This window comes from Pseudomonas sp. JY-Q (genome assembly GCF_001655295.1).
Classification (GTDB): domain Bacteria; phylum Pseudomonadota; class Gammaproteobacteria; order Pseudomonadales; family Pseudomonadaceae; genus Aquipseudomonas; species Aquipseudomonas alloputida.
Genome location: NZ_CP011525.1, coordinates 5,872,574 through 5,890,300 on the forward strand (window position 1 = coordinate 5,872,574; position 17,727 = coordinate 5,890,300).

Sequence of the window (17,727 nt, forward strand, 5' to 3'; positions counted from 1 at the left end):
TCAGGTGGTTTACATGGACAGCATCAACAGCCGTATCGCCGAGGAACTGGGCGTACGCCCGCAGCAGGTCGAGGCGGCCGTGAGCCTGTTGGACGAAGGCTCGACCGTGCCCTTCATCGCCCGCTACCGCAAGGAAGTGACCGGTAGCCTTGACGACACTCAGTTGCGCCACCTGGAAGAGCGCCTGCGCTACCTGCGCGAACTCGACGAGCGCCGCGCCAGCATCCTTTCCAGCATCGAGGAACAGGGCAAGCTGACCCCGGAACTGGCCCGCGAGATCAAGCTGGCCGACACCAAGACCCGCCTCGAAGACCTTTACCTGCCCTACAAGCAGAAACGCCGCACCAAGGGCCAGATCGCTCTGGAAGCCGGCCTCGGCGAACTGGCCGATGGCCTGTTCAACGACCCGACCCTGGCCCCGGAAAGCGAAGCCGCACGCTTCGTCAACGTCGAAAAGGGCGTAGCCGACGTCAAGGCCGCGCTGGAAGGCGCCAAATACATCCTGATGGAGCGCTTTGCCGAAGACGCCGCCCTGCTCGACAAGCTGCGCAGCTATCTCAAGCAGGAAGCCGTGCTCAGCGCCCGCGTCGTGGCTGGCAAGGAAGAAGAAGGCGCCAAGTTCCGCGACTACTTCGCTCATGACGAGCTGCTGCGTACTGCGCCATCGCACCGTGCCCTGGCGATCTTCCGCGGGCGCAACGAAGGCGTGTTGAGCGTCTCGCTGAAGGTCGGCGAAGAACTGCCCGGCACCCTGCACCCATGCGAACTGATGATCGGCAACCACGTCGGCATCGAAAACCGCAGCCGACCCGCCGACAAGTGGCTGGGAGAAGTGGTGCGCTGGACCTGGAAGGTCAAGCTGTACACCCACCTGGAGACCGACCTGTTCGGCGAGCTGCGTGACAATGCCGAAGGCGAGGCGATCAACGTGTTCGCCCACAACCTGCACGACCTGTTGCTGGCCGCACCGGCCGGCCCGCGCGCCACCCTGGGCTTCGACCCGGGCCTGCGCACCGGCTGCAAGATCGCCGTGGTCGACGCAACCGGCAAGCTGCTGGACCACACCACGGTCTACCCGCACGCGCCGAAGAACGATTGGGACCGCACCATTTCAATCATGGCCGCACTGTGCGCCAAGCACTCGGTGGAGCTGATCGCCATCGGCAACGGCACCGCCAGCCGCGAAAGCGACAAGCTGGTGGCCGAGCTGGTCAAGAAATATCCAGCCCTCAAAATCACCAAGATCATGGTCTCCGAAGCCGGTGCTTCGGTGTACTCGGCATCGGAACTGGCCGCCCGCGAGTTCCCGGACCTGGACGTGTCGATCCGCGGCGCCGTGTCGATCGCCCGTCGCCTGCAGGATCCGCTGGCCGAACTGGTGAAGATCGATCCGAAATCCATCGGTGTCGGCCAGTACCAGCACGACGTGTCCCAGCTGAAACTGGCACGTGGCCTGGACGCGGTGGTCGAGGACTGTGTGAACGCCGTGGGCGTGGACGTGAACACCGCTTCGGTGGCGCTGCTGACGCGCATCTCCGGCCTCAATGCCACGCTGGCACAGAACATCGTCGCCCACCGCGATGCCAATGGTCCGTTTGCCACCCGTGCAGCGCTGAAAAAGGTTAGCCGCCTGGGTGAGAAAACCTTCGAGCAGGCCGCCGGCTTCCTGCGTGTGATGAACGGCGACAACCCGCTGGACGCCTCTGCGGTGCACCCTGAGGCTTACCCGCTGGTGCAGCGCATTGCTGCCGATACCGACCGCGACATCCGCTCGCTGATTGGTGACAGCAGCTTCCTCAAGCGCCTGGACCCGAAAAAGTTCACCGACGAAACCTTCGGCCTGCCAACTGTCACCGACATCCTGCAAGAGCTGGACAAGCCCGGCCGCGACCCGCGTCCGGAGTTCAAGACCGCCACCTTCCAGGACGGCGTCGAAGACCTCAAGGACCTGGAACCGGGCATGATCCTCGAAGGCGTGGTGACCAACGTTACCAACTTCGGTGCCTTCGTCGACATCGGCGTGCACCAGGATGGCCTGGTGCATATCTCGGCGCTGTCGGAGAAGTTCGTCAAAGACCCGCGTGAAGCGGTCAAGGCCGGCGATGTGGTCAAGGTCAAGGTCATGGAAGTGGACATCCCGCGCAAACGCGTCGGCCTGTCCATGCGCATGAGCGACACCCCGGGCGAGAAGGTCGAAGGCAACCGCGGTGGTAACCGCGGCAATGGTGGCAGCCGCCAGCAGCAGGCACCGCGCCAGCGTGAAACCGCCACGGCTGCGCCGGCCAACAATGCCATGGCCTCGCTGTTCGCCAACGCCAAGCAATTGAAGAAGAAGTAATGGACGTACCACGCGAATACGTCGAAAGCGCCTTCAGCCAACTGCTGGGCTGCCGCCTGCAACACCTGGACACCGGTGTTGCCGAGGTAGCCCTTGCGCTGGAGCCCCAGTTGCGCAACCGTGGCCAGAAGCTGCACGGCGGGGCGATCTTCAGCCTGGTGGATATCGCCATGGGCCTGGCCTGCTCGGCCAGCCATGGCTTTGACCAGCAAAGCGTCACCATCGAGTGCAAGATCAACTACATGCGTGCCGTCAGCGACGGCGAAGTGCTGTGCACCGCCCGCGTGCTGCACGCCGGGCGGCGCACCCTGGTGGTCGACGCTGACGTAGTTCAGGGCGACAAGCTGGTGGCCAAAGCGCAAGGAACCTTCGCGGTTCTCTAGCTCACCAAGCAGTATCTGCGGTATTTTCAGCAGTGCGCTGGCACTGCTGGAACCGCGTAAACCAGGCGACAACGCCAGTTCCTTTCTTCCTACCCTTGTAGACCGTTATCTCTACCCCCATATTGGGGCGACTGACGCGTGAAGGAATACATCTTGAGCGAACTCCTCAACCGCCTGCTCGGCGCCAATCTCCCCCTGCTCAAGCAGTGCCTGCACGGTATTGAGCGCGAATGCCTGCGCGTGACCGATGAAGGTCGCCTGGCCCAGACCCCGCACCCGGAAGCACTGGGATCGGCGCTGACCAACGAGCAGATCACCACCGACTATTCCGAGTCGCTGCTGGAGTTCATCACCCCGGCCCTGGCCGATCCGGCCAAGGTGCTCGAAAGCCTCGAAGAGACCCACCGTTTCGTCTACAGCAAGCTGGGCGACGAATACCTGTGGAGCCCGTCGATGCCGTGCACGCTGCCGGCCGAGGAGGACATCCCGATCGCCGAGTACGGCAGCTCGAATATCGGCAAGCTCAAACACGTCTACCGCAAGGGCCTGGCCCTGCGTTACGGCCGCACCATGCAGTGCATCGCCGGTATTCATTACAACTTCTCGCTGCCCGAAGCGCTTTGGCCACTGCTGCGCGAAGCCGAAGGCAGTACGGAAAATGACCGCGACTACCAGTCGTCGGCCTACATCGCGCTGATTCGTAACTTCCGCCGCTACAGCTGGCTGCTGATGTACCTGTTCGGCGCCTCGCCGGCCCTGGACAAAGGCTTCCTGCGTGGCCGCCCGCACCAGCTCGAAGAGCTGGATGCCGAAACCCTGTTCCTGCCTTATGCCACCAGCCTGCGCATGAGCGACCTGGGTTACCAGAGCAACGCCCAGGCCGGCCTGACGCCCTGCTACAACAACCTGGCCAGCTACACCGACAGCCTGCGCAAGGCCGTTGGCACGCCCTACCCGCCTTACGTTGAAATCGGCACGCATGTGGATGGCGAGTGGGTTCAGCTGAACACCAACATTCTGCAGATCGAAAACGAGTACTACTCGAACATCCGCCCCAAGCGCGTCACCTACACCGGCGAGCGGCCGATCCAGGCCCTGACCTCGCGGGGCGTGCAGTATGTGGAAGTACGTTGCCTGGACATCAACCCGTTCCTGCCGGTCGGTATCGACCTGACCGAGGCGCGCTTCCTCGACGCATTCCTGCTGTTCTGCGCCTTGGAAGACAGCCCGCAACTGGACAACGGTGAGTGCGGCCAGTGCACCAGCAACTTCCTGACCGTGGTCAAGGAAGGTCGTCGTCCGGGCCTGGAGTTGCACCGCAATGGCCAGCCGATCAGCCTGAAAGACTGGGCCAGCGAGCTGATCGAGCGTATCCGCAAATTGGCCAATCTGCTCGACCAGGCGCAAGGTTCTGATGAGCACGCCAAGGCCCTGGATGCGCAGCAGGCCAAGGTCGACGACACCTCGCTGACCCCGTCGGCCCAGGTGCTGGCACGCATGACCGAGCATGACGAGAGTTTCGTCCAGTTCTCGCTGCGCCAGAGCCGTGTGCACGCCAAGACTTTCCGCGAGCAACCGCTGAGCAACGAAAAGCAGCAAGCATTCGAGACGCTGGCCCGAGAGTCGCTCGCCAGGCAGTCCGAGCTGGAGCGAGACGAAGTCGGTGATTTCGACCTGTTCGTCGGCGCCTACCAGGCCAGCATCCTGGCAATCAGCAGCTGATGAACCGCACCACCACCCCGCGCAAACCGCGCGCCAGCAGCCAGGCCAGGATCGAGGCGATCCTGGCGGCTGCGCGTGAGCTGTTGGCCGAGCAAGGGGTGGCAGCACTGTCTATCTACAGCGTGGCCGAGCGGGCGCAGATTCCGCCTTCGTCGGTGTATCACTTTTTCGCCAGCGTGCCGGCCTTGCTGGAGGCACTTACTGCAGATGTGCACCGGGCGTTTCGCGAAGCCCTGAGCGCACCGATCGACAGCAGCGCGCTCAGCACCTGGCACGAACTGTCACGGCTGATCGAACAACGCATGCTTGATATCTATAACGAGGATGCAGCAGCGCGGCAGTTGATCCTGGCGCAGCATGGCCTGAGCGAGGTGGTGCAGGCCGACCGGCAGCACGACATGGAACTGGGCGACTTGATGCACACGTTGTTCGACCAGCATTTTCACCTGCCGGTGATGCCACTGGATGTGGACGTGTTTGCCTTGGCCATGGAATTGAGCGACCGGGTGTATGCGCGGTCGGTGCAGTTGCACGAGGCGATCACCCTGCGCATGGCCGAGGAAGGCAAGCGGGTGTTCGAAGCGTATCTGGGGTTGTACCTGCCGCCGTTTCTGGCCAAGCGTTCCCGCTGAATCATGGGGCCGCGTTGCGCGCCCTTCGCGGGTGAACCCGCGAAGGGCTGCAAAGCAGCCCCAATATCGACCTGCCGCATCACAGCTTGGCGATAGACACTTCAGTCGACTTCACAAAGGCAATCACTTCACTGCCCACCTGCAACTCCAGCTCACGCACGGAACGGGTGGTAATCACCGAAGTGACGATACCCGAAGCCGTCTGCACGTCGATTTCCGACAGTACCGGGCCTTCGAGGATTTCTTTCACAGTACCTTTGAACTGGTTGCGAACATTGATGGCTTTGATAGTCATGGTTTGCTTCCTTTTGGCTTTTGGGATTCAGTGCGCCCAGCGCAGTTGCGTGGGCAGAGGGGCTACAGGATCCGGCTCGGGCGCAGTGCCCGGGGTGGACAGAACACGGTTGAGCACTTCGCTTTCCAGCGCGGCCAGACGGTGCGAACCACGCGCCCGGGGCCGTGCCAGGTCAACAGTGAGGTCGAGCCCGACCTCGCCGTCCTCAATCAGGATCACCCGGTCAGCCACGGCAACCGCCTCGCTGACGTCGTGGGTCACCAGCAGCACAGTGAAGCCGTGCTGACGCCACAGGCGTTCGATCAGTTGCTGCATCTCGATGCGGGTCAATGCATCCAGCGCCCCCAGTGGCTCGTCCAGCAGCAGCAGGCGGGGCTGGTGAATCAAGGCTCGGGCCAAAGCCACGCGCTGCTTCTGGCCTCCCGAGAGCGCTGCCGGCCATTCGTTGGCGCGGTCGGCCAGGCCAACCGCATCCAAGGCCTCCAGTGCACGCTGTCGCCAGTCACCAGACAGCCCAAGGCCAACGTTGTCGATCACCTTTTTCCACGGCAGCAGCCGCGCGTCCTGGAACATCAGGCGGGTTTCTTCACGGGCCTCTTCCAGCGGCGCGGCACCCGCCAGTAGTTGCCCGGCGGTGGGCTGGTCCAGCCCGGCCAGCAGCCGCAGCAAAGTGCTCTTGCCGCAGCCGCTGCGGCCGACGATGGCCACGAACTGGCCGGCCGGAATGTGCAGGTCGATACCCTTCAGAACTTCGCGTTGACCAAAAGTCTTGCGCAGGCCCTTGGAGGCCAGCGGGGTGCCACGCAGCAGGCGTGGCGGCTGTTCCTTGAGCACGGTCATGCGCCCTCCTTCCTGGCAACTTGATAGGCCGGGTGCCAGCGCAACCACACGCGCTCCAGGCCCCGGGCCGCAAGGTCGGCAAGCTTGCCGAGTACGGCATACAGGACGATGGCCAGCACTACCACGTCGGTTTGAAGAAATTCGCGAGCATTCATTGCCAGGTAACCGATGCCAGCGTTGGCCGAAATGGTTTCGGCAACAATCAGCGTCAGCCACATGAAGCCCAGGGCGAAACGCACACCCACCAGGATCGAAGGCAGCGCCCCCGGCAGGATCACCTGGCGGAACAGGCCGAAGCCGGACAAGCCGTAACTGCGCGCCATTTCCACCAACGCTGGGTCAACGTTGCGAATGCCGTGGTAGGTGTTCAGGTAGATCGGGAACAACGTGCCCAGCGCGACCAGAAAGATCTTTGCCGACTCGTCGATACCGAACCACAGAATCACCAGCGGTATGAGCGCAAGGTGCGGCACGTTGCGGATCATCTGTACCGAGCTGTCGAGCAGGCGTTCACCCCAATTCGACAAGCCGGTGATGAAGCCCAGTACCAGGCCGATGCTGCCGCCGATGACAAAGCCCAGGCCTGCACGCCAGCCGCTGATGGCCAGGTGGGTCCAGATTTCGCCGCTGCGCACCAGTTCGACGCCCGCGCTTACCACTGCGCTAGGTGCCGGCAGGATACGCGTCGACAGCCAGCCAGCGCTGACGGCCAGTTGCCATATGGCCAACAGCAGCACCGGCAGCGCCCACGGCGCCAGGCGCTGGGTCAGGTTCGAAGAAGTTGCACGACTCATGGCCAGGCCCTCAGCTCTGCGACACAGATTTGGGCAGGATGTCGTTGGCCACCATTTCGCCGAACGGGCTTACATAACCACCGGTTTTCGGCTGCTCTGGGCGCTGCACATCAAGGTGCGGGAACAGCAGCTCCGCCACGCGGTAAGACTCTTCCAGGTGTGGATAACCCGAGAAGATGAAGGTATCGATGCCCAAGTCGGCATATTCCTTGACCCGTGCTGCCACGGTCGGGCCGTCGCCCACCAGCGCGGTACCCGCGCCGCCCCGTACCAGGCCAACACCTGCCCACAGGTTGGGGCTGACTTCCAGGTTGTCGCGGTTGCCGCCGTGCAGCGCGGCCATGCGTTGCTGGCCCACCGAATCGAAACGCGCCAGCGAGGCCTGGGCGCGGGAGATGGTGTCATCGTCCAGGTGCGAGATCAGGCGCTCGGCAGCGGCCCAAGCCTCTTCGTTGGTTTCCCGCACGATCACGTGCAGGCGGATACCGAAGCGTACTTCGCGCCCTTGAGCAGCCGCTTTTTCGCGCACCTGTGCGATCTTCTCGGCAACGGCTGCCGGTGGCTCGCCCCAGGTCAGGTACAGCTCGACCTGTTCGGCCGCCAGGTCTTGAGCGGCCTCGGAGGAGCCGCCGAAATACAGCGGTGGGCGTGGTTGCTGAATCGGCGGGTAGAGCAGCTTGGCGCCCTTTACCTGGATGTGCTTACCGTCGTAATCGACGTTTTCGCCTTCCAGCACCTTGCGCCAGATACGGGTGAACTCGACCGAAGCTTCGTAGCGCTCCTGGTGGTTCAGGTGCAGGCCATCACCCGCCAGCTCGTCCGGATCACCACCGGTCACCAGGTTGAATAGCGCACGGCCATTGGACAAGCGATCGAGGGTGGCCGCCTGGCGTGCTGCCACGGTCGGTGAAATGATGCCCGGACGCAGGGCTACAAGGAACTTCAGGCGCTGGGTCACGGGGATCAGCGACGCGGCCACCAGCCAGGAGTCCTCGCAGGAACGCCCGGTCGGGATCAGCACCCCACCAAAACCAAGGCGGTCGGCGGCCTGCGCGATCTGCTGCAGGTAACCGTGGTCGACCGCACGTGCGCCTTCGGAAGTGCCCAGGTACTTGCCGTCACCGTGGGTTGGGAGGAACCAGAAAATGTTAAGGCTCATTGGAGTCGTCTCCTCAAGGGTGGCTCTAGCCGGAGCGGCGCCCCGGCACTGGCAGTCAATCAAGGCGCGCTAGCGACTTTGGCAGGGGGTGTCCAGATCACGTCCTTGATGCTCAGCGGCTTGGGAATAAGCTTCAGCGCCTGGAACGTGTCGGCGATCTTCTGCTGCGCGGCCACCACGTCCGGGGTCAGCGGCGCAGCGCCGTAGCCTTGGCGTTTGACAGAGGTCAGGGTGATGCCGGCAGGCAGGCCGAGCAGCGGGGCAACCTGGTCGGTCACCTCTTGCGGGTTGGCCTGGGACCATTCACCCACGGCGCGCACTTCCTCGATCACGGTGTTGATCACCGCTGGGTGCTGTGTCGCATAGTTGCGGGTGGCGAGGTAGAACTGGTGGTTGTCGACCAGGCCCTTGCCGTCACGCAGGGTGCGCGCTTGCAGCTGCTGCTCGGCGGCGGCCTGGTAAGGGTCCCAGATCACCCAGGCATCCACGCTGCCGCGCTCGAAGGCGGCGCGGGCGTCGGCTGGCGGCAGGTAGACAGGCTGGATGTCGCTGTACTTGAGGCCGGCGTCTTCCAGGGCGCGGACCAGCAGGTAGTGCACGTTGGAGCCTTTGTTGAGGACGACCTTTTTACCCTTGAGGTCCTTCACCGACTGGATCGGCGAGCCCTTGGGCACCAGGATCGCTTCGCTGTGCGGCGCTGGCGGCTCGTAGGCCACGTAGAGCAGGTCGGCGCCAGCGGCCTGAGCGAACACAGGAGGCGTCTCGCCGGTTACGCCGAAATCGATGGAGCCGACGTTCAGCCCTTCAAGCAGCTGCGGGCCGCCGGGGAATTCGGTCCATTGCACCTGTACTCCCTGCTCGGCCAGGCGCTTCTCCAACGTGCCCTTGGCCTTGAGCAGCACCAAGGTGCCGTATTTCTGATAACCGATACGCAGGCTCTCGGCCTGGGCTTGGGTAATGGCGCCGAAGGACACAGCCGCCGCAAACAGGGCGACCAGACCACGACGCAAGAAGACTGTGCGCATGGCGCTCTCCTGTGCGAATGGGGTTCGGGTTGCACCTGCTTGCCTCGTTAACGGGCGAGTAAGGTGGTGAAGCGGGTAATGCCGTTCAGATGCTCCAGCGAGCGCTGATCAGACGTTCGTTCAGTACGCCAGGGGCCACGGGGCGCGGCCGACGGGCCAGGGCGACGTGGAAGGTTTCCAGCGAGTCGTGCAGGCGTTCTTCCAGCGCCTGTACCAACTGCGCGGGCTTTGTACCTTCTGCGTAAGCCACCTGGCTGTCGTCGGCAAAGATCCCTTGCAGGGTCTCTTGTGCCTTGAGTGCCGACAGCACCGGCTTCAATGCGTAATCCACCGCCAGCATGTGGGCGATGCTGCCGCCAGTGGCGATGGGCAACACGATCTTGTGGGCCAGGGCGCGCTCGGGCAGCAGGTCAAGCAAGGTTTTCAGGGCACCGGAAAACGAAGCCTTGTACACCGGGGTGGAGACGATCAGGCCATCGGCCTGGGCCACCAGCTGCTGAAAGTGTTGCACATGCGGGCTGTCGAAACGGGCATGCAGCAGGTCTTCGGCGGGAAAGTCACGCACTTGGAATGTCACCACTTCAACGCCGCGATCCTGCAGCCACTGGCGCGAACGCTCGAGCAGCACGCCGGAGCGTGAACGGAGACTTGGGCTACCACCGATTGAGACGACCAGCATTGCTGCGCTTCCTTGTGTTCTGTTGGAGGAGACATTAACAGCTGGTACATATATCTAGAAATCATATTTTTTCATTTGTTTATTCCATTATTGTCTTTACCCATAAAGCCCTCCTCGCGGGCGCGCCCGCTCCCACAGTTTTTTACAGGCATAAAAAAGGGCCGTCGAAACGGCCCGAAAATCCCTGCTTGGCTAAGAGCAATGCAACGAGGAATCCATTAACGATTGGGTTGAGGGGTCAGGCGCAGATAGGGTTTGACCGCCCGGTAACCTTTGGGGAAGCGCTGCTTGATCTCCTCCTCGTCTTTGAGCGAAGGCACGATCACCACTTCATCGCCGTCCTGCCAGTTACCCGGTGTGGCAACCTTGTGGTTGTCGGTCAGCTGCAGCGAGTCGATCACCCGCAGAATTTCGTTGAAGTTGCGCCCGGTACTGGCCGGGTAGGTAATGGTCAGGCGCACCTTTTTATTCGGGTCGATGATGAACAGCGAGCGCACGGTCAGGGTGTCGCTGGCGTTCGGGTGGATCAGGTCGTAAAGGTCGGACACTTTGCGGTCAGCGTCAGCAATGATCGGGAAGTTGACCACGGTATTCTGTGTTTCGTTGATGTCATCGATCCACTTGTGATGCGAGTCGACCGGGTCCACCGACAGGGCGATGGCCTTGACCCCGCGCTTGGCAAATTCGTCCTTCAGCTTGGCGGTCAGGCCCAACTCGGTGGTGCACACCGGGGTGAAGTCGGCCGGGTGGGAGAACAACACCCCCCAGCTGTTGCCCAGCCACTCGTGGAAGCGGATCTTGCCTTCGCTGGAATCCTGTTCGAAATCGGGGGCGATATCGCCGAGTTTGAGGCTCATGGGCTGCGGCTCCTGGGCTGGGTTCTGTACCGTATGGGCTCAATGTGCCTGCATTCAGTTAAAAATAAAAAGAATAAATAACGATTTATTTATAACCATAACGCATACGAATTAGCAGGCACAAAAAAGCCTCGCACTAGGCGAGGCTTTCTTTGTGGCTACGACTTACAGGAAGCTGTAAGTGTAGTTCACGATGAAGCGAGCCTGATCCTGGTCGGCACTGCTCTCGCCGGCACCACGGTACACGCCTTGGCGCAGGCTGAAGCCCAAGCCTTTGAGGGCACCTTCCTGGAGGGTGTAGTCGATGCGCGCATCGCGTTCCCATTCATTGTAGGTACCGCTGCCCGACTTGTTGCGGATATCGTCACCACGCAGGTAAGCAACCGATGCCTTCAGGCCTGGCACACCCAGCGCCGCGAAGTCATAGGAGTACTGACCGAAGGTGGTGTTTTCACCAGCACGGGCAAACTGGTTGATCATGCTGTCGGTGAACAGGTAGAAGCTGGAGCCGCCAGCACCTTCCGAGGTGCCGCTGTCGTTGCTCAGGCTGCCCTGGTTCAACCATACGAAGCCACCGTCGTCACCCACTTGCTGGTGACCGAGCATCAGCGCGTGGCCACCCAAGGTATAGGTGAACATGGCGGACCAGGTCTTGTTGTCGATCTCGCCGGTGTTTTTGGCGTAGCCACCGTTGTTGTTGAAGTTGTAAGCGCTGTCGTTGCCATTCTTGCCGTCGCTGCTGCTGTCGAAGTAGCGCAGGTCAGTCTTGAACGACTGGTCGTCAGCGATCTTGAACACGTGGGTCGCGCCCAGGAAGTGCTGCTTGTAGAAGTCTTCCAGGTTCGAGTAGTAGTACTGCAGGGTCAGGTCTGGAGTGAGCTTGTAGTCCAGGCCACCGTAGCGGAACTTGTTGCTCTCGGCATTGGAACCGGCGACAGACAGACCGGTACGGTTGCTCGAAGCACGGCCCATGGCGTGGGTCAGCTGACCCGCGTTGATGGTCAGGTTGTCGATTTCCTTCGACTGGATGGTGCCACCCTCGAAGGTTTGTGGCAGCAGACGACCATCGTTGGAAACCAGGATCGGCAGGTTCGGTGCGAGCGCGCTACCGAAATGCGCTTCGGTCTTGGAGAAGCGCGCCTTGGCATTGGCACCGAAACGAGCCCACTGGGCTGCAGAACCTTTGCCGTCATCCGGGAAGAAGCCGGACTTGTGGTAACCCTCGCCACCATCCAGGTGAATACCCCACAGCGCTTGGGCATCAACACCAAAGCCTACGGTGCCTTGGGTAAAGCCCGAGATGTAGTCGAGCTTGAAGCCCTGGCCCGACTCACGCTGATCCGGGCGCTCCGCACCCGGTTTTGCGTGATCTTCACGGTTGTCGCCGTTGTAGTACATGGTGCGCGAGCTGAGCGACAGTTTGCTGTCCTCAACGAAACCGGCAGCGCCTGCTTGTTGGGCGAGAACCCCCAGTGCCACGGCCAGAGCCAGGCTGGACTTGTACATGTTTTGCTCCTCTACGTTCTAATTTTTGTGTATCTCTGGCGGAGGGGTCTGATGCCCCGCTCACCGGGATGGGCGATTTAGTCCCAAAGCGTGACTATTAAGTCAATCGTTTCTAAACGTTTCGCGACTTTGGTCTAAGACGCCACCTGCGCTACAGGACGGCAAGAAGGTCGCCGTCCCGTTCGTGTCCACCGGGCATTACAGCCTGCTTGCCGCACTGAAAAGCTGGAATATCGACCCTTCCAAGGTACAGATTCTCAACCTGGCGCCGCCGGCCATCATTGCCGCCTGGAAGCGCGGCGACATCGATGCGACCTACGTGTGGGACCCGGCCCTGGGCGTGGCCAAGGAAAACGGCAAGGTCCTGATCACCTCCGGTGAGCTGGCACAGAAAGGCGCGCCTACCTTCGATGCCTGGATCGTGCGCAAGGACTTCGCCGAGAAACACCCTGATGTGGTCAAGGCCTTTGCCAAAGTCACCCTCGATGCCTACGCCGACTACCGCAAGGACCCGAAAGCCTGGCTGGCCGACAAGGGCAACGTAGACAAGCTGGTGAAGCTGTCCGGTGCCAAGGCCAGCGACATCCCGGTGCTGCTGGAGGGCAACGTCTACCCGCTGGCCGCTGACCAGGCCAACGCCCTGGGCGCGCCGACCACCCAAGCGCTGACGGACACCGCCAACTTCCTCAAGCAGCAAGGCAAAGTCGAAGCAGTGCTGCCGGACTACTCGCCGTACGTCAGCGCCAAGTTCCTTCCAAACTGATCCGGAGCCCGTCATGGCCTTGCTCGAGCTGGAGCGCATCAGCGCACAGTACCCAGGCGCCAGCACCCCGGTGCTGGCCGACATCAACCTGAGCCTGGGACCACGCCAACTGCTGGTGGCCCTGGGGCCTTCCGGCAGCGGCAAGACCTCACTGCTCAACCTGATCGCCGGCTTCGTCGCCCCCAGTGGCGGTCACATCACCCTCGATGGTGTGCCGGTGCAGGGCCCCGGTGCAGAACGCGGCGTGGTGTTCCAGGACGATGCCCTGCTGCCATGGCAGAACGTGCTGGGCAACGTCGCCTTCGGCCTCGAACTGGCCGGCGTACCCCGCGCCCAGCGTGAGGCCAAGGCCCGCGAAATGCTCACCCTGGTCGACCTCGATGGCTTCGGCGAACGGCGTATCTGGCAATTGTCCGGTGGCCAGAAGCAGCGCGTGGGCCTTGCCCGGGCGCTGGCGGCTGACCCTCGGGTACTGCTGATGGATGAACCGTTCGGTGCCCTCGATGCCTTCACCAGGGAGCAGATGCAAGAGCTGCTATTGCAAGTTTGGCAACGCACCGCCAAGCCGGTGTTCCTGATTACCCACGACATCGAAGAAGCGGTGTTCCTCGCCAGCGAACTGGTACTGCTGGCGCCCAACCCGGGACGCGTAGTGGAACGCCTGCAGCTGAACTTCGGCCAGCGCTATGCCGCTGGCGAATCGGCCCGGGCCATCAAGTCCGATCCAGCCTTCATCGAAACCCGCGAGCATGTGCTGGCGCGGGTGTTTTCCCAACGCCAAAGCCTGCAGGAGCGCGCATGAGCAGCCTGGACCTGCCGGTCGCCGGCAAACACAACACCCAAACCCGGCCAGCCGCCACGCTACGCCGCCCACTGTCCACCCGCTGGATCAGCACCCTGACCCTGGCCAGCCTGCTACTGGTCTGGTGGCTGGTGACGGCTGCCGGTTGGGTAGAGCCCCTGTTCCTGCCCTCGCCCGGTGACATCCTGGCCAAGGCATGGACCTTGCTGACCCAAGGCTACATGGATGCCAGCCTGTGGCAGCACCTGGGCGCAAGCCTGGGCCGCATCGGCCTGGCGCTGGTGGCTGCGACCCTGACCGCAATACCAGTCGGCATCGCTATCGGCTACAACCGCGTAGCCCGCGGCATTCTCGACCCGCTGATCGAGTTCTACCGGCCCATCCCGCCGCTGGCCTACCTGCCGCTGATCGTCATCTGGTGCGGTATCGGCGAGTTGTCGAAAGTGCTGCTGATCTACCTGGCAATCTTCGCCCCCATTGCCATTGCCACAGCCACCGGTGTGCGCACGGTAGATCCGGCCAAGCTGCGCGCGGCGCAGTCGCTGGGCGCAACCAAGGCCCAACTGATCCGCCACGTCATTTTGCCCAGTGCATTGCCTGACATCCTTACCGGCATCCGCATTGGCCTGGGGGTCGGCTGGTCGACCCTGGTGGCCGCTGAACTGATCGCCGCCACCAGCGGCCTGGGCTTCATGGTGCAATCGGCGGCGCAGTTTCTGGTCACCGACGTGGTGGTGCTGGGCATCCTGCTGATCGCCCTGATCGCCTTCGCTCTGGAAATGAGCCTGCGTGCCCTGCAACGCAAGCTGGTGCCCTGGCATGGGCAGATTCACTGAATTCCATTGTCCACGCCAGCACACTGGCGCCCGATTGAAGAGACCGACATGAGCCTGACCATCACTCCCCTAAGCCCAGCACTCGGCGCCCAGATCAGCGGCGTGGACATCAGCCGCGATATCAGCGCAGAAGAGCGCGATGCCATCGAACAGGCACTGCTCCAGCACCAGGTGCTGTTCCTCCGTGACCAGCCGATCAACCCGGAACAGCAGGCGCGCTTTGCCGCCCGCTTCGGCGACCTGCACATCCACCCGATTTACCCCAACGTGCCGGACACCCCGCAGGTGCTGGTGCTCGACACGGCGGTTACCGATGTGCGCGACAACGCCGTGTGGCACACCGACGTGACCTTTTTGCCGACCCCGGCACTGGGCGCGGTACTCAGCGCCAAGCAATTGCCTGCTTACGGTGGCGATACCCTTTGGGCCAGCGGCATTGCGGCCTTCGAGGCTTTGTCGGCGCCGCTGCGTGCAATGCTGGACGGGCTGACCGCTACCCACGACTTCACCAAGTCGTTCCCGCTGGAGCGCTTTGGCACCACGCCGGAAGACCTGACGCGCTGGGAGGCCACCCGGCGCAACAACCCACCGCTGTCGCACCCGGTGGTGCGCACGCATCCGGTGAGCGGGCGCAAGGCGTTGTTCGTCAATGAAGGGTTCACTACACGCATCAATGAACTGAGCGAACTGGAAAGCGATGCGCTGCTGAGGCTGCTGTTCGCCCATGCGACGCGACCGGAGTTCAGCATTCGCTGGCGTTGGCAGGAGAATGACGTCGCGTTCTGGGACAACCGCGTGACCCAGCATTTTGCGGTGGATGATTACCGGCCGAACCGGCGGGTGATGCACCGGGCGACCATCCTTGGGGATGCACCCTACTAGCGGTTGCCTGTCCTGGGCTCTTCGCGGGCTTGCCTGCGAAGAGCCCAGGACAGGAGAGCTTGGTCAGCGCACCAGGTGCAGGTACTGCATGTGCCGCTCGTACTGGTCGAGGATGTCGTTGATGATCTGCTCCTTGCTGTAGCCCACCAGGTCATAGTTCTGGCTGCCTTCGCTCAGGTGCACCTCCGCCCGGTAATAGCGGCGGTTCTTCAACTCCTGCGTACCCAGCCCCCCCAAGGCGAACGATGGTGTGAAATAGCCACGCATCTGCACTTGGTAAATGAACGGCTGTTCCTCGCCATGGCCAATCTTCAGGCTGACGTTGTCATGGCTAGGGTCGTCCTGGGTAATCAGTACCAGGCCTTTCTGCTCGAACACTTCACGCACATCGGCAATCGCCGGGCGCACCACATCATCCATGAAACGGTACACCTCATCACGTGACGGGAAGTGCACCGCCTGGCTCAGGCGCTGGCGCCAGCCGCCACGGCCGCGACGTGACTGGGCGAACGGGGCCAGCGAGTGCATCTGCGCGATCTGCCGCTGCGACTCCAGGTAGAACGCCTTGTGCAGCCCCCACATCATGCACAGCAGAATGAGCGAGAACGGCAGCGACGTCAGCACCACTGCCGACTTCAGCGAATCAATACTGCCAGCGAACAACAGCGCACTGGTGATCAGTGCAGTCATCGCCCCCCAAAAGATACGCAGCCAGTTCGGCCCATCTTCATCAGCGTCACCGCCCTTGGCCGACAAGGTCGACAGCACCACGGTGCCCGAGTCGGCCGAGGTGACGAAGAACACGAAGCTGATGAACACCGTGGTGGCGATGACTGCCTTGCTCCAGGGGTAGGTTTCCAGCAGCAGGTACAGGCTCATCGACGGGTTGTCCAGCGCCGACTGGCCCAGTGCGGTCATGCCGTGGTTGATCACCTGGTCCAGGGCGCTGTTGCCGAAGATCGACATCCACGCCAGGGTGAAGCCCAGCGGAATCAGCAGCACGCCAAAGACGAACTCACGGATGGTACGGCCACGGGAGATGCGGGCGATGAACAGGCCCACGAACGGCGCCCAGGCAATCCACCAGGCCCAGTAGAACACGGTCCAGCCGCCCAGCCAGCCGCGGTTTTCACCATAGGCATACACGTCGAAGCTCTTGCGCGGCAACGCACCCAGGTAGTCGCCCAGGTTCTGGATCAGCGTGTTGAACAGGTGCTGGGTAGGCCCGGCGAACAGCACGAACAGCAGCAGCGCACAGGCCAGGAACAGGTTGATGTCGCTCATCACCCGCACCCCCTTCTCCACCCCGGCCACGGCTACGGCCACAGCCGCGCCCATCATCAGGGTGATGAGGATCACCTGCACCCACTGGCTGTGGCTGATGCCGAACAGGTAGTCCAGACCGGCGTTCAGATGCAGCACCCCAAAGCCCATGTCGGCGCCCAGGCCGAACACCGTGGCGATGATGCCGAAGCCATCCACCGCATAACCGATCGGGCCGTTGATGCGCTTGCCAATCAGCGGGTACAGCGCCGAACGCAGGGCCAGCGGCAGGTTATGCCGGTAGGCGAAATAGGCCAATGCCATGCCGACGAAGGCGAACACCCCCCAGCCATGCAGGCCCCAGTGCAGGAACAGGATCTGCATCGCCTGGCGCCCGGCCTCGACCGTGCCGGCTTCGCCTTGGGGCGGTTGCAGCATGTGGGTCAGCGGTTCGGAGACACAGAAGAAGAACAGCGTGATGCTGATGCCGGCGGCGAACAGCATGCCGGCCCACGACAGGTAGCTGAACTCGGGTTCGTCGTGGTCGGCACCGAGTTTGATCTTGCCGTAGCCAGACAAGGCGGTGACCACCACGAAGACCAGGTACAGCGTCATCGCCAGCATGTAGTACCAGCCGACCGTGTTGGCCGCCCAGTTCTGCGCCGCCAGCAACCAGTCACCTGCGGCTTGCGGGTTGGAGATGACTACCAGGCCAAAGATGAGGATGAAACTCGCCGCAAAGTAGAACACCGGGGGGTTCATGCGGATTTTGCCGTTGGCAGCGGAAGGGTTCGGTGCACTCATAGGGCGTGCACCTCGTCGAATGACGTGAGGTTCGGAATGAACGGGTTCAGCAAAGGAATCCTCCTGTTGAACACCGGCAGCGGACCAGCGTTTTTCATTGAACAAGCGTTCAAGTTAAACATGGATCGGATTTCAATGCGAATTGGG

General features: G+C 62.4%; 16 protein-coding genes and 1 pseudogene. 8 read left to right on the forward strand and 9 right to left on the reverse strand.

Annotation, left to right across the window (positions count from 1 at the left end):
• The first annotated feature begins 13 nt into the window (after window positions 1-13).
• The 4 genes from AA098_RS26405 (at window position 14) to AA098_RS26420 (ending at window position 5,075) form a co-directional block, all read left to right on the forward strand.
• On the forward strand, window positions 14-2,338 hold the full coding sequence (locus tag AA098_RS26405; protein WP_004576371.1) for a Tex family protein: 2,325 nt from the start codon (window positions 14-16) through the stop codon (window positions 2,336-2,338).
• Complete coding sequence (locus AA098_RS26410) at window positions 2,338-2,721, forward strand: PaaI family thioesterase (RefSeq protein WP_003255824.1); 384 nt, start codon at window positions 2,338-2,340, stop codon at window positions 2,719-2,721. The genes AA098_RS26405 and AA098_RS26410 overlap by 1 nt, the downstream gene beginning before the upstream one ends.
• Before the next feature lie 153 nt (window positions 2,722-2,874).
• Window positions 2,875-4,443, forward strand: coding sequence for a glutamate--cysteine ligase (gene gshA / locus AA098_RS26415; protein WP_371914693.1), 1,569 nt, complete (start codon window positions 2,875-2,877; stop codon window positions 4,441-4,443).
• The gene (locus tag AA098_RS26420) at window positions 4,443-5,075 is read left to right on the forward strand and encodes a TetR/AcrR family transcriptional regulator (RefSeq protein ID WP_004576373.1); all 633 of its coding nucleotides are present in this window, start codon (window positions 4,443-4,445) and stop codon (window positions 5,073-5,075) included. Before gshA ends, AA098_RS26420 begins: the two co-directional genes overlap by 1 nt.
• A gap of 79 nt (window positions 5,076-5,154) precedes the next feature.
• On the opposite strand, the gene AA098_RS26425 is transcribed toward AA098_RS26420, so the two are convergent.
• The 8 genes from AA098_RS26425 to AA098_RS26460 form a co-directional block, all read right to left on the reverse strand.
• On the reverse strand, window positions 5,155-5,370 hold the full coding sequence (locus AA098_RS26425) for a molybdopterin-binding protein (protein ID WP_003255829.1): 216 nt from the start codon (window positions 5,368-5,370) through the stop codon (window positions 5,155-5,157).
• Window positions 5,371-5,397: 27 nt separating this feature from the next.
• Window positions 5,398-6,210 (reverse strand): aliphatic sulfonates ABC transporter ATP-binding protein, encoded by an 813-nt coding sequence (ssuB, locus tag AA098_RS26430; protein ID WP_003255830.1) that lies wholly within the window; start codon window positions 6,208-6,210, stop codon window positions 5,398-5,400.
• The gene (gene ssuC, locus AA098_RS26435) at window positions 6,207-7,004 is read right to left on the reverse strand and encodes an aliphatic sulfonate ABC transporter permease SsuC (protein WP_003255831.1); all 798 of its coding nucleotides are present in this window, start codon (window positions 7,002-7,004) and stop codon (window positions 6,207-6,209) included. Before ssuC ends, ssuB begins: the two co-directional genes overlap by 4 nt.
• Before the next feature lie 10 nt (window positions 7,005-7,014).
• Window positions 7,015-8,163: an FMNH2-dependent alkanesulfonate monooxygenase gene (gene ssuD / locus AA098_RS26440; protein WP_004576374.1), complete on the reverse strand. Its 1,149-nt coding sequence runs from the start codon at window positions 8,161-8,163 to the stop codon at window positions 7,015-7,017.
• 59 nt (window positions 8,164-8,222) lie between these two features.
• Complete coding sequence (locus tag AA098_RS26445) at window positions 8,223-9,188, reverse strand: sulfonate ABC transporter substrate-binding protein (RefSeq protein ID WP_004576375.1); 966 nt, start codon at window positions 9,186-9,188, stop codon at window positions 8,223-8,225.
• A gap of 85 nt (window positions 9,189-9,273) precedes the next feature.
• Window positions 9,274-9,867, reverse strand: a complete 594-nt coding sequence (gene ssuE, locus AA098_RS26450) for an NADPH-dependent FMN reductase (protein ID WP_003255835.1) — start codon at window positions 9,865-9,867, stop codon at window positions 9,274-9,276.
• A 218-nt stretch (window positions 9,868-10,085) separates the two neighbouring features.
• On the reverse strand, window positions 10,086-10,724 hold the full coding sequence (locus tag AA098_RS26455; RefSeq protein ID WP_003255836.1) for a peroxiredoxin: 639 nt from the start codon (window positions 10,722-10,724) through the stop codon (window positions 10,086-10,088).
• 165 nt (window positions 10,725-10,889) lie between these two features.
• Window positions 10,890-12,230, reverse strand: a complete 1,341-nt coding sequence (locus tag AA098_RS26460; protein ID WP_003255838.1) for an OprD family porin — start codon at window positions 12,228-12,230, stop codon at window positions 10,890-10,892.
• Window positions 12,231-12,366: 136 nt separating this feature from the next.
• Between AA098_RS26460 and AA098_RS26465 the strand changes: the two are divergent.
• From AA098_RS26465 to tauD, 4 genes and pseudogenes are all read left to right on the forward strand, one after another.
• A pseudogene (locus AA098_RS26465) lies at window positions 12,367-12,993 on the forward strand (glycine betaine ABC transporter substrate-binding protein); the annotation flags it as partial.
• 13 nt (window positions 12,994-13,006) lie between these two features.
• Window positions 13,007-13,795, forward strand: a complete 789-nt coding sequence (gene tauB, locus AA098_RS26470) for a taurine ABC transporter ATP-binding subunit (protein WP_010951613.1) — start codon at window positions 13,007-13,009, stop codon at window positions 13,793-13,795.
• On the forward strand, window positions 13,792-14,631 hold the full coding sequence (gene tauC / locus AA098_RS26475; protein ID WP_003255842.1) for a taurine ABC transporter permease TauC: 840 nt from the start codon (window positions 13,792-13,794) through the stop codon (window positions 14,629-14,631). The genes tauB and tauC overlap by 4 nt, the downstream gene beginning before the upstream one ends.
• Before the next feature lie 48 nt (window positions 14,632-14,679).
• A complete protein-coding gene (gene tauD, locus AA098_RS26480; protein WP_003255843.1) occupies window positions 14,680-15,513 on the forward strand; it encodes a taurine dioxygenase in 834 nt (277 codons plus the stop codon).
• 63 nt (window positions 15,514-15,576) lie between these two features.
• Here the strand turns inward: tauD and betT are convergent, their stop codons facing one another.
• On the reverse strand, window positions 15,577-17,580 hold the full coding sequence (gene betT / locus AA098_RS26485) for a choline transporter BetT (RefSeq protein WP_003255844.1): 2,004 nt from the start codon (window positions 17,578-17,580) through the stop codon (window positions 15,577-15,579).
• Between the last annotated feature and the right edge of the window lie 147 nt (window positions 17,581-17,727).

What these genes read in the sequence shown, in the direction of transcription:
- AA098_RS26405 (WP_004576371.1), top strand. Translation starts at nt 14, where the DNA reads ATGGACAGCATCAACAGCCGTATCGCCGAGGAACTGGGCGTACGCCCG.
- AA098_RS26410 (WP_003255824.1), top strand. Translation starts at nt 2,338, where the DNA reads ATGGACGTACCACGCGAATACGTCGAAAGCGCCTTCAGCCAACTGCTG.
- AA098_RS26420 (WP_004576373.1), top strand. Translation starts at nt 4,443, where the DNA reads ATGAACCGCACCACCACCCCGCGCAAACCGCGCGCCAGCAGCCAGGCC.
- AA098_RS26425 (WP_003255829.1), bottom strand. Translation starts at nt 5,370, where the DNA reads ATGACTATCAAAGCCATCAATGTTCGCAACCAGTTCAAAGGTACTGTG.
- ssuB (WP_003255830.1), bottom strand. Translation starts at nt 6,210, where the DNA reads ATGACCGTGCTCAAGGAACAGCCGCCACGCCTGCTGCGTGGCACCCCG.
- ssuC (WP_003255831.1), bottom strand. Translation starts at nt 7,004, where the DNA reads ATGAGTCGTGCAACTTCTTCGAACCTGACCCAGCGCCTGGCGCCGTGG.
- ssuD (WP_004576374.1), bottom strand. Translation starts at nt 8,163, where the DNA reads ATGAGCCTTAACATTTTCTGGTTCCTCCCAACCCACGGTGACGGCAAG.
- AA098_RS26445 (WP_004576375.1), bottom strand. Translation starts at nt 9,188, where the DNA reads ATGCGCACAGTCTTCTTGCGTCGTGGTCTGGTCGCCCTGTTTGCGGCG.
- ssuE (WP_003255835.1), bottom strand. Translation starts at nt 9,867, where the DNA reads ATGCTGGTCGTCTCAATCGGTGGTAGCCCAAGTCTCCGTTCACGCTCC.
- AA098_RS26455 (WP_003255836.1), bottom strand. Translation starts at nt 10,724, where the DNA reads ATGAGCCTCAAACTCGGCGATATCGCCCCCGATTTCGAACAGGATTCC.
- AA098_RS26460 (WP_003255838.1), bottom strand. Translation starts at nt 12,230, where the DNA reads ATGTACAAGTCCAGCCTGGCTCTGGCCGTGGCACTGGGGGTTCTCGCC.
- tauB (WP_010951613.1), top strand. Translation starts at nt 13,007, where the DNA reads ATGGCCTTGCTCGAGCTGGAGCGCATCAGCGCACAGTACCCAGGCGCC.
- tauC (WP_003255842.1), top strand. Translation starts at nt 13,792, where the DNA reads ATGAGCAGCCTGGACCTGCCGGTCGCCGGCAAACACAACACCCAAACC.
- tauD (WP_003255843.1), top strand. Translation starts at nt 14,680, where the DNA reads ATGAGCCTGACCATCACTCCCCTAAGCCCAGCACTCGGCGCCCAGATC.
- betT (WP_003255844.1), bottom strand. Translation starts at nt 17,580, where the DNA reads ATGAGTGCACCGAACCCTTCCGCTGCCAACGGCAAAATCCGCATGAAC.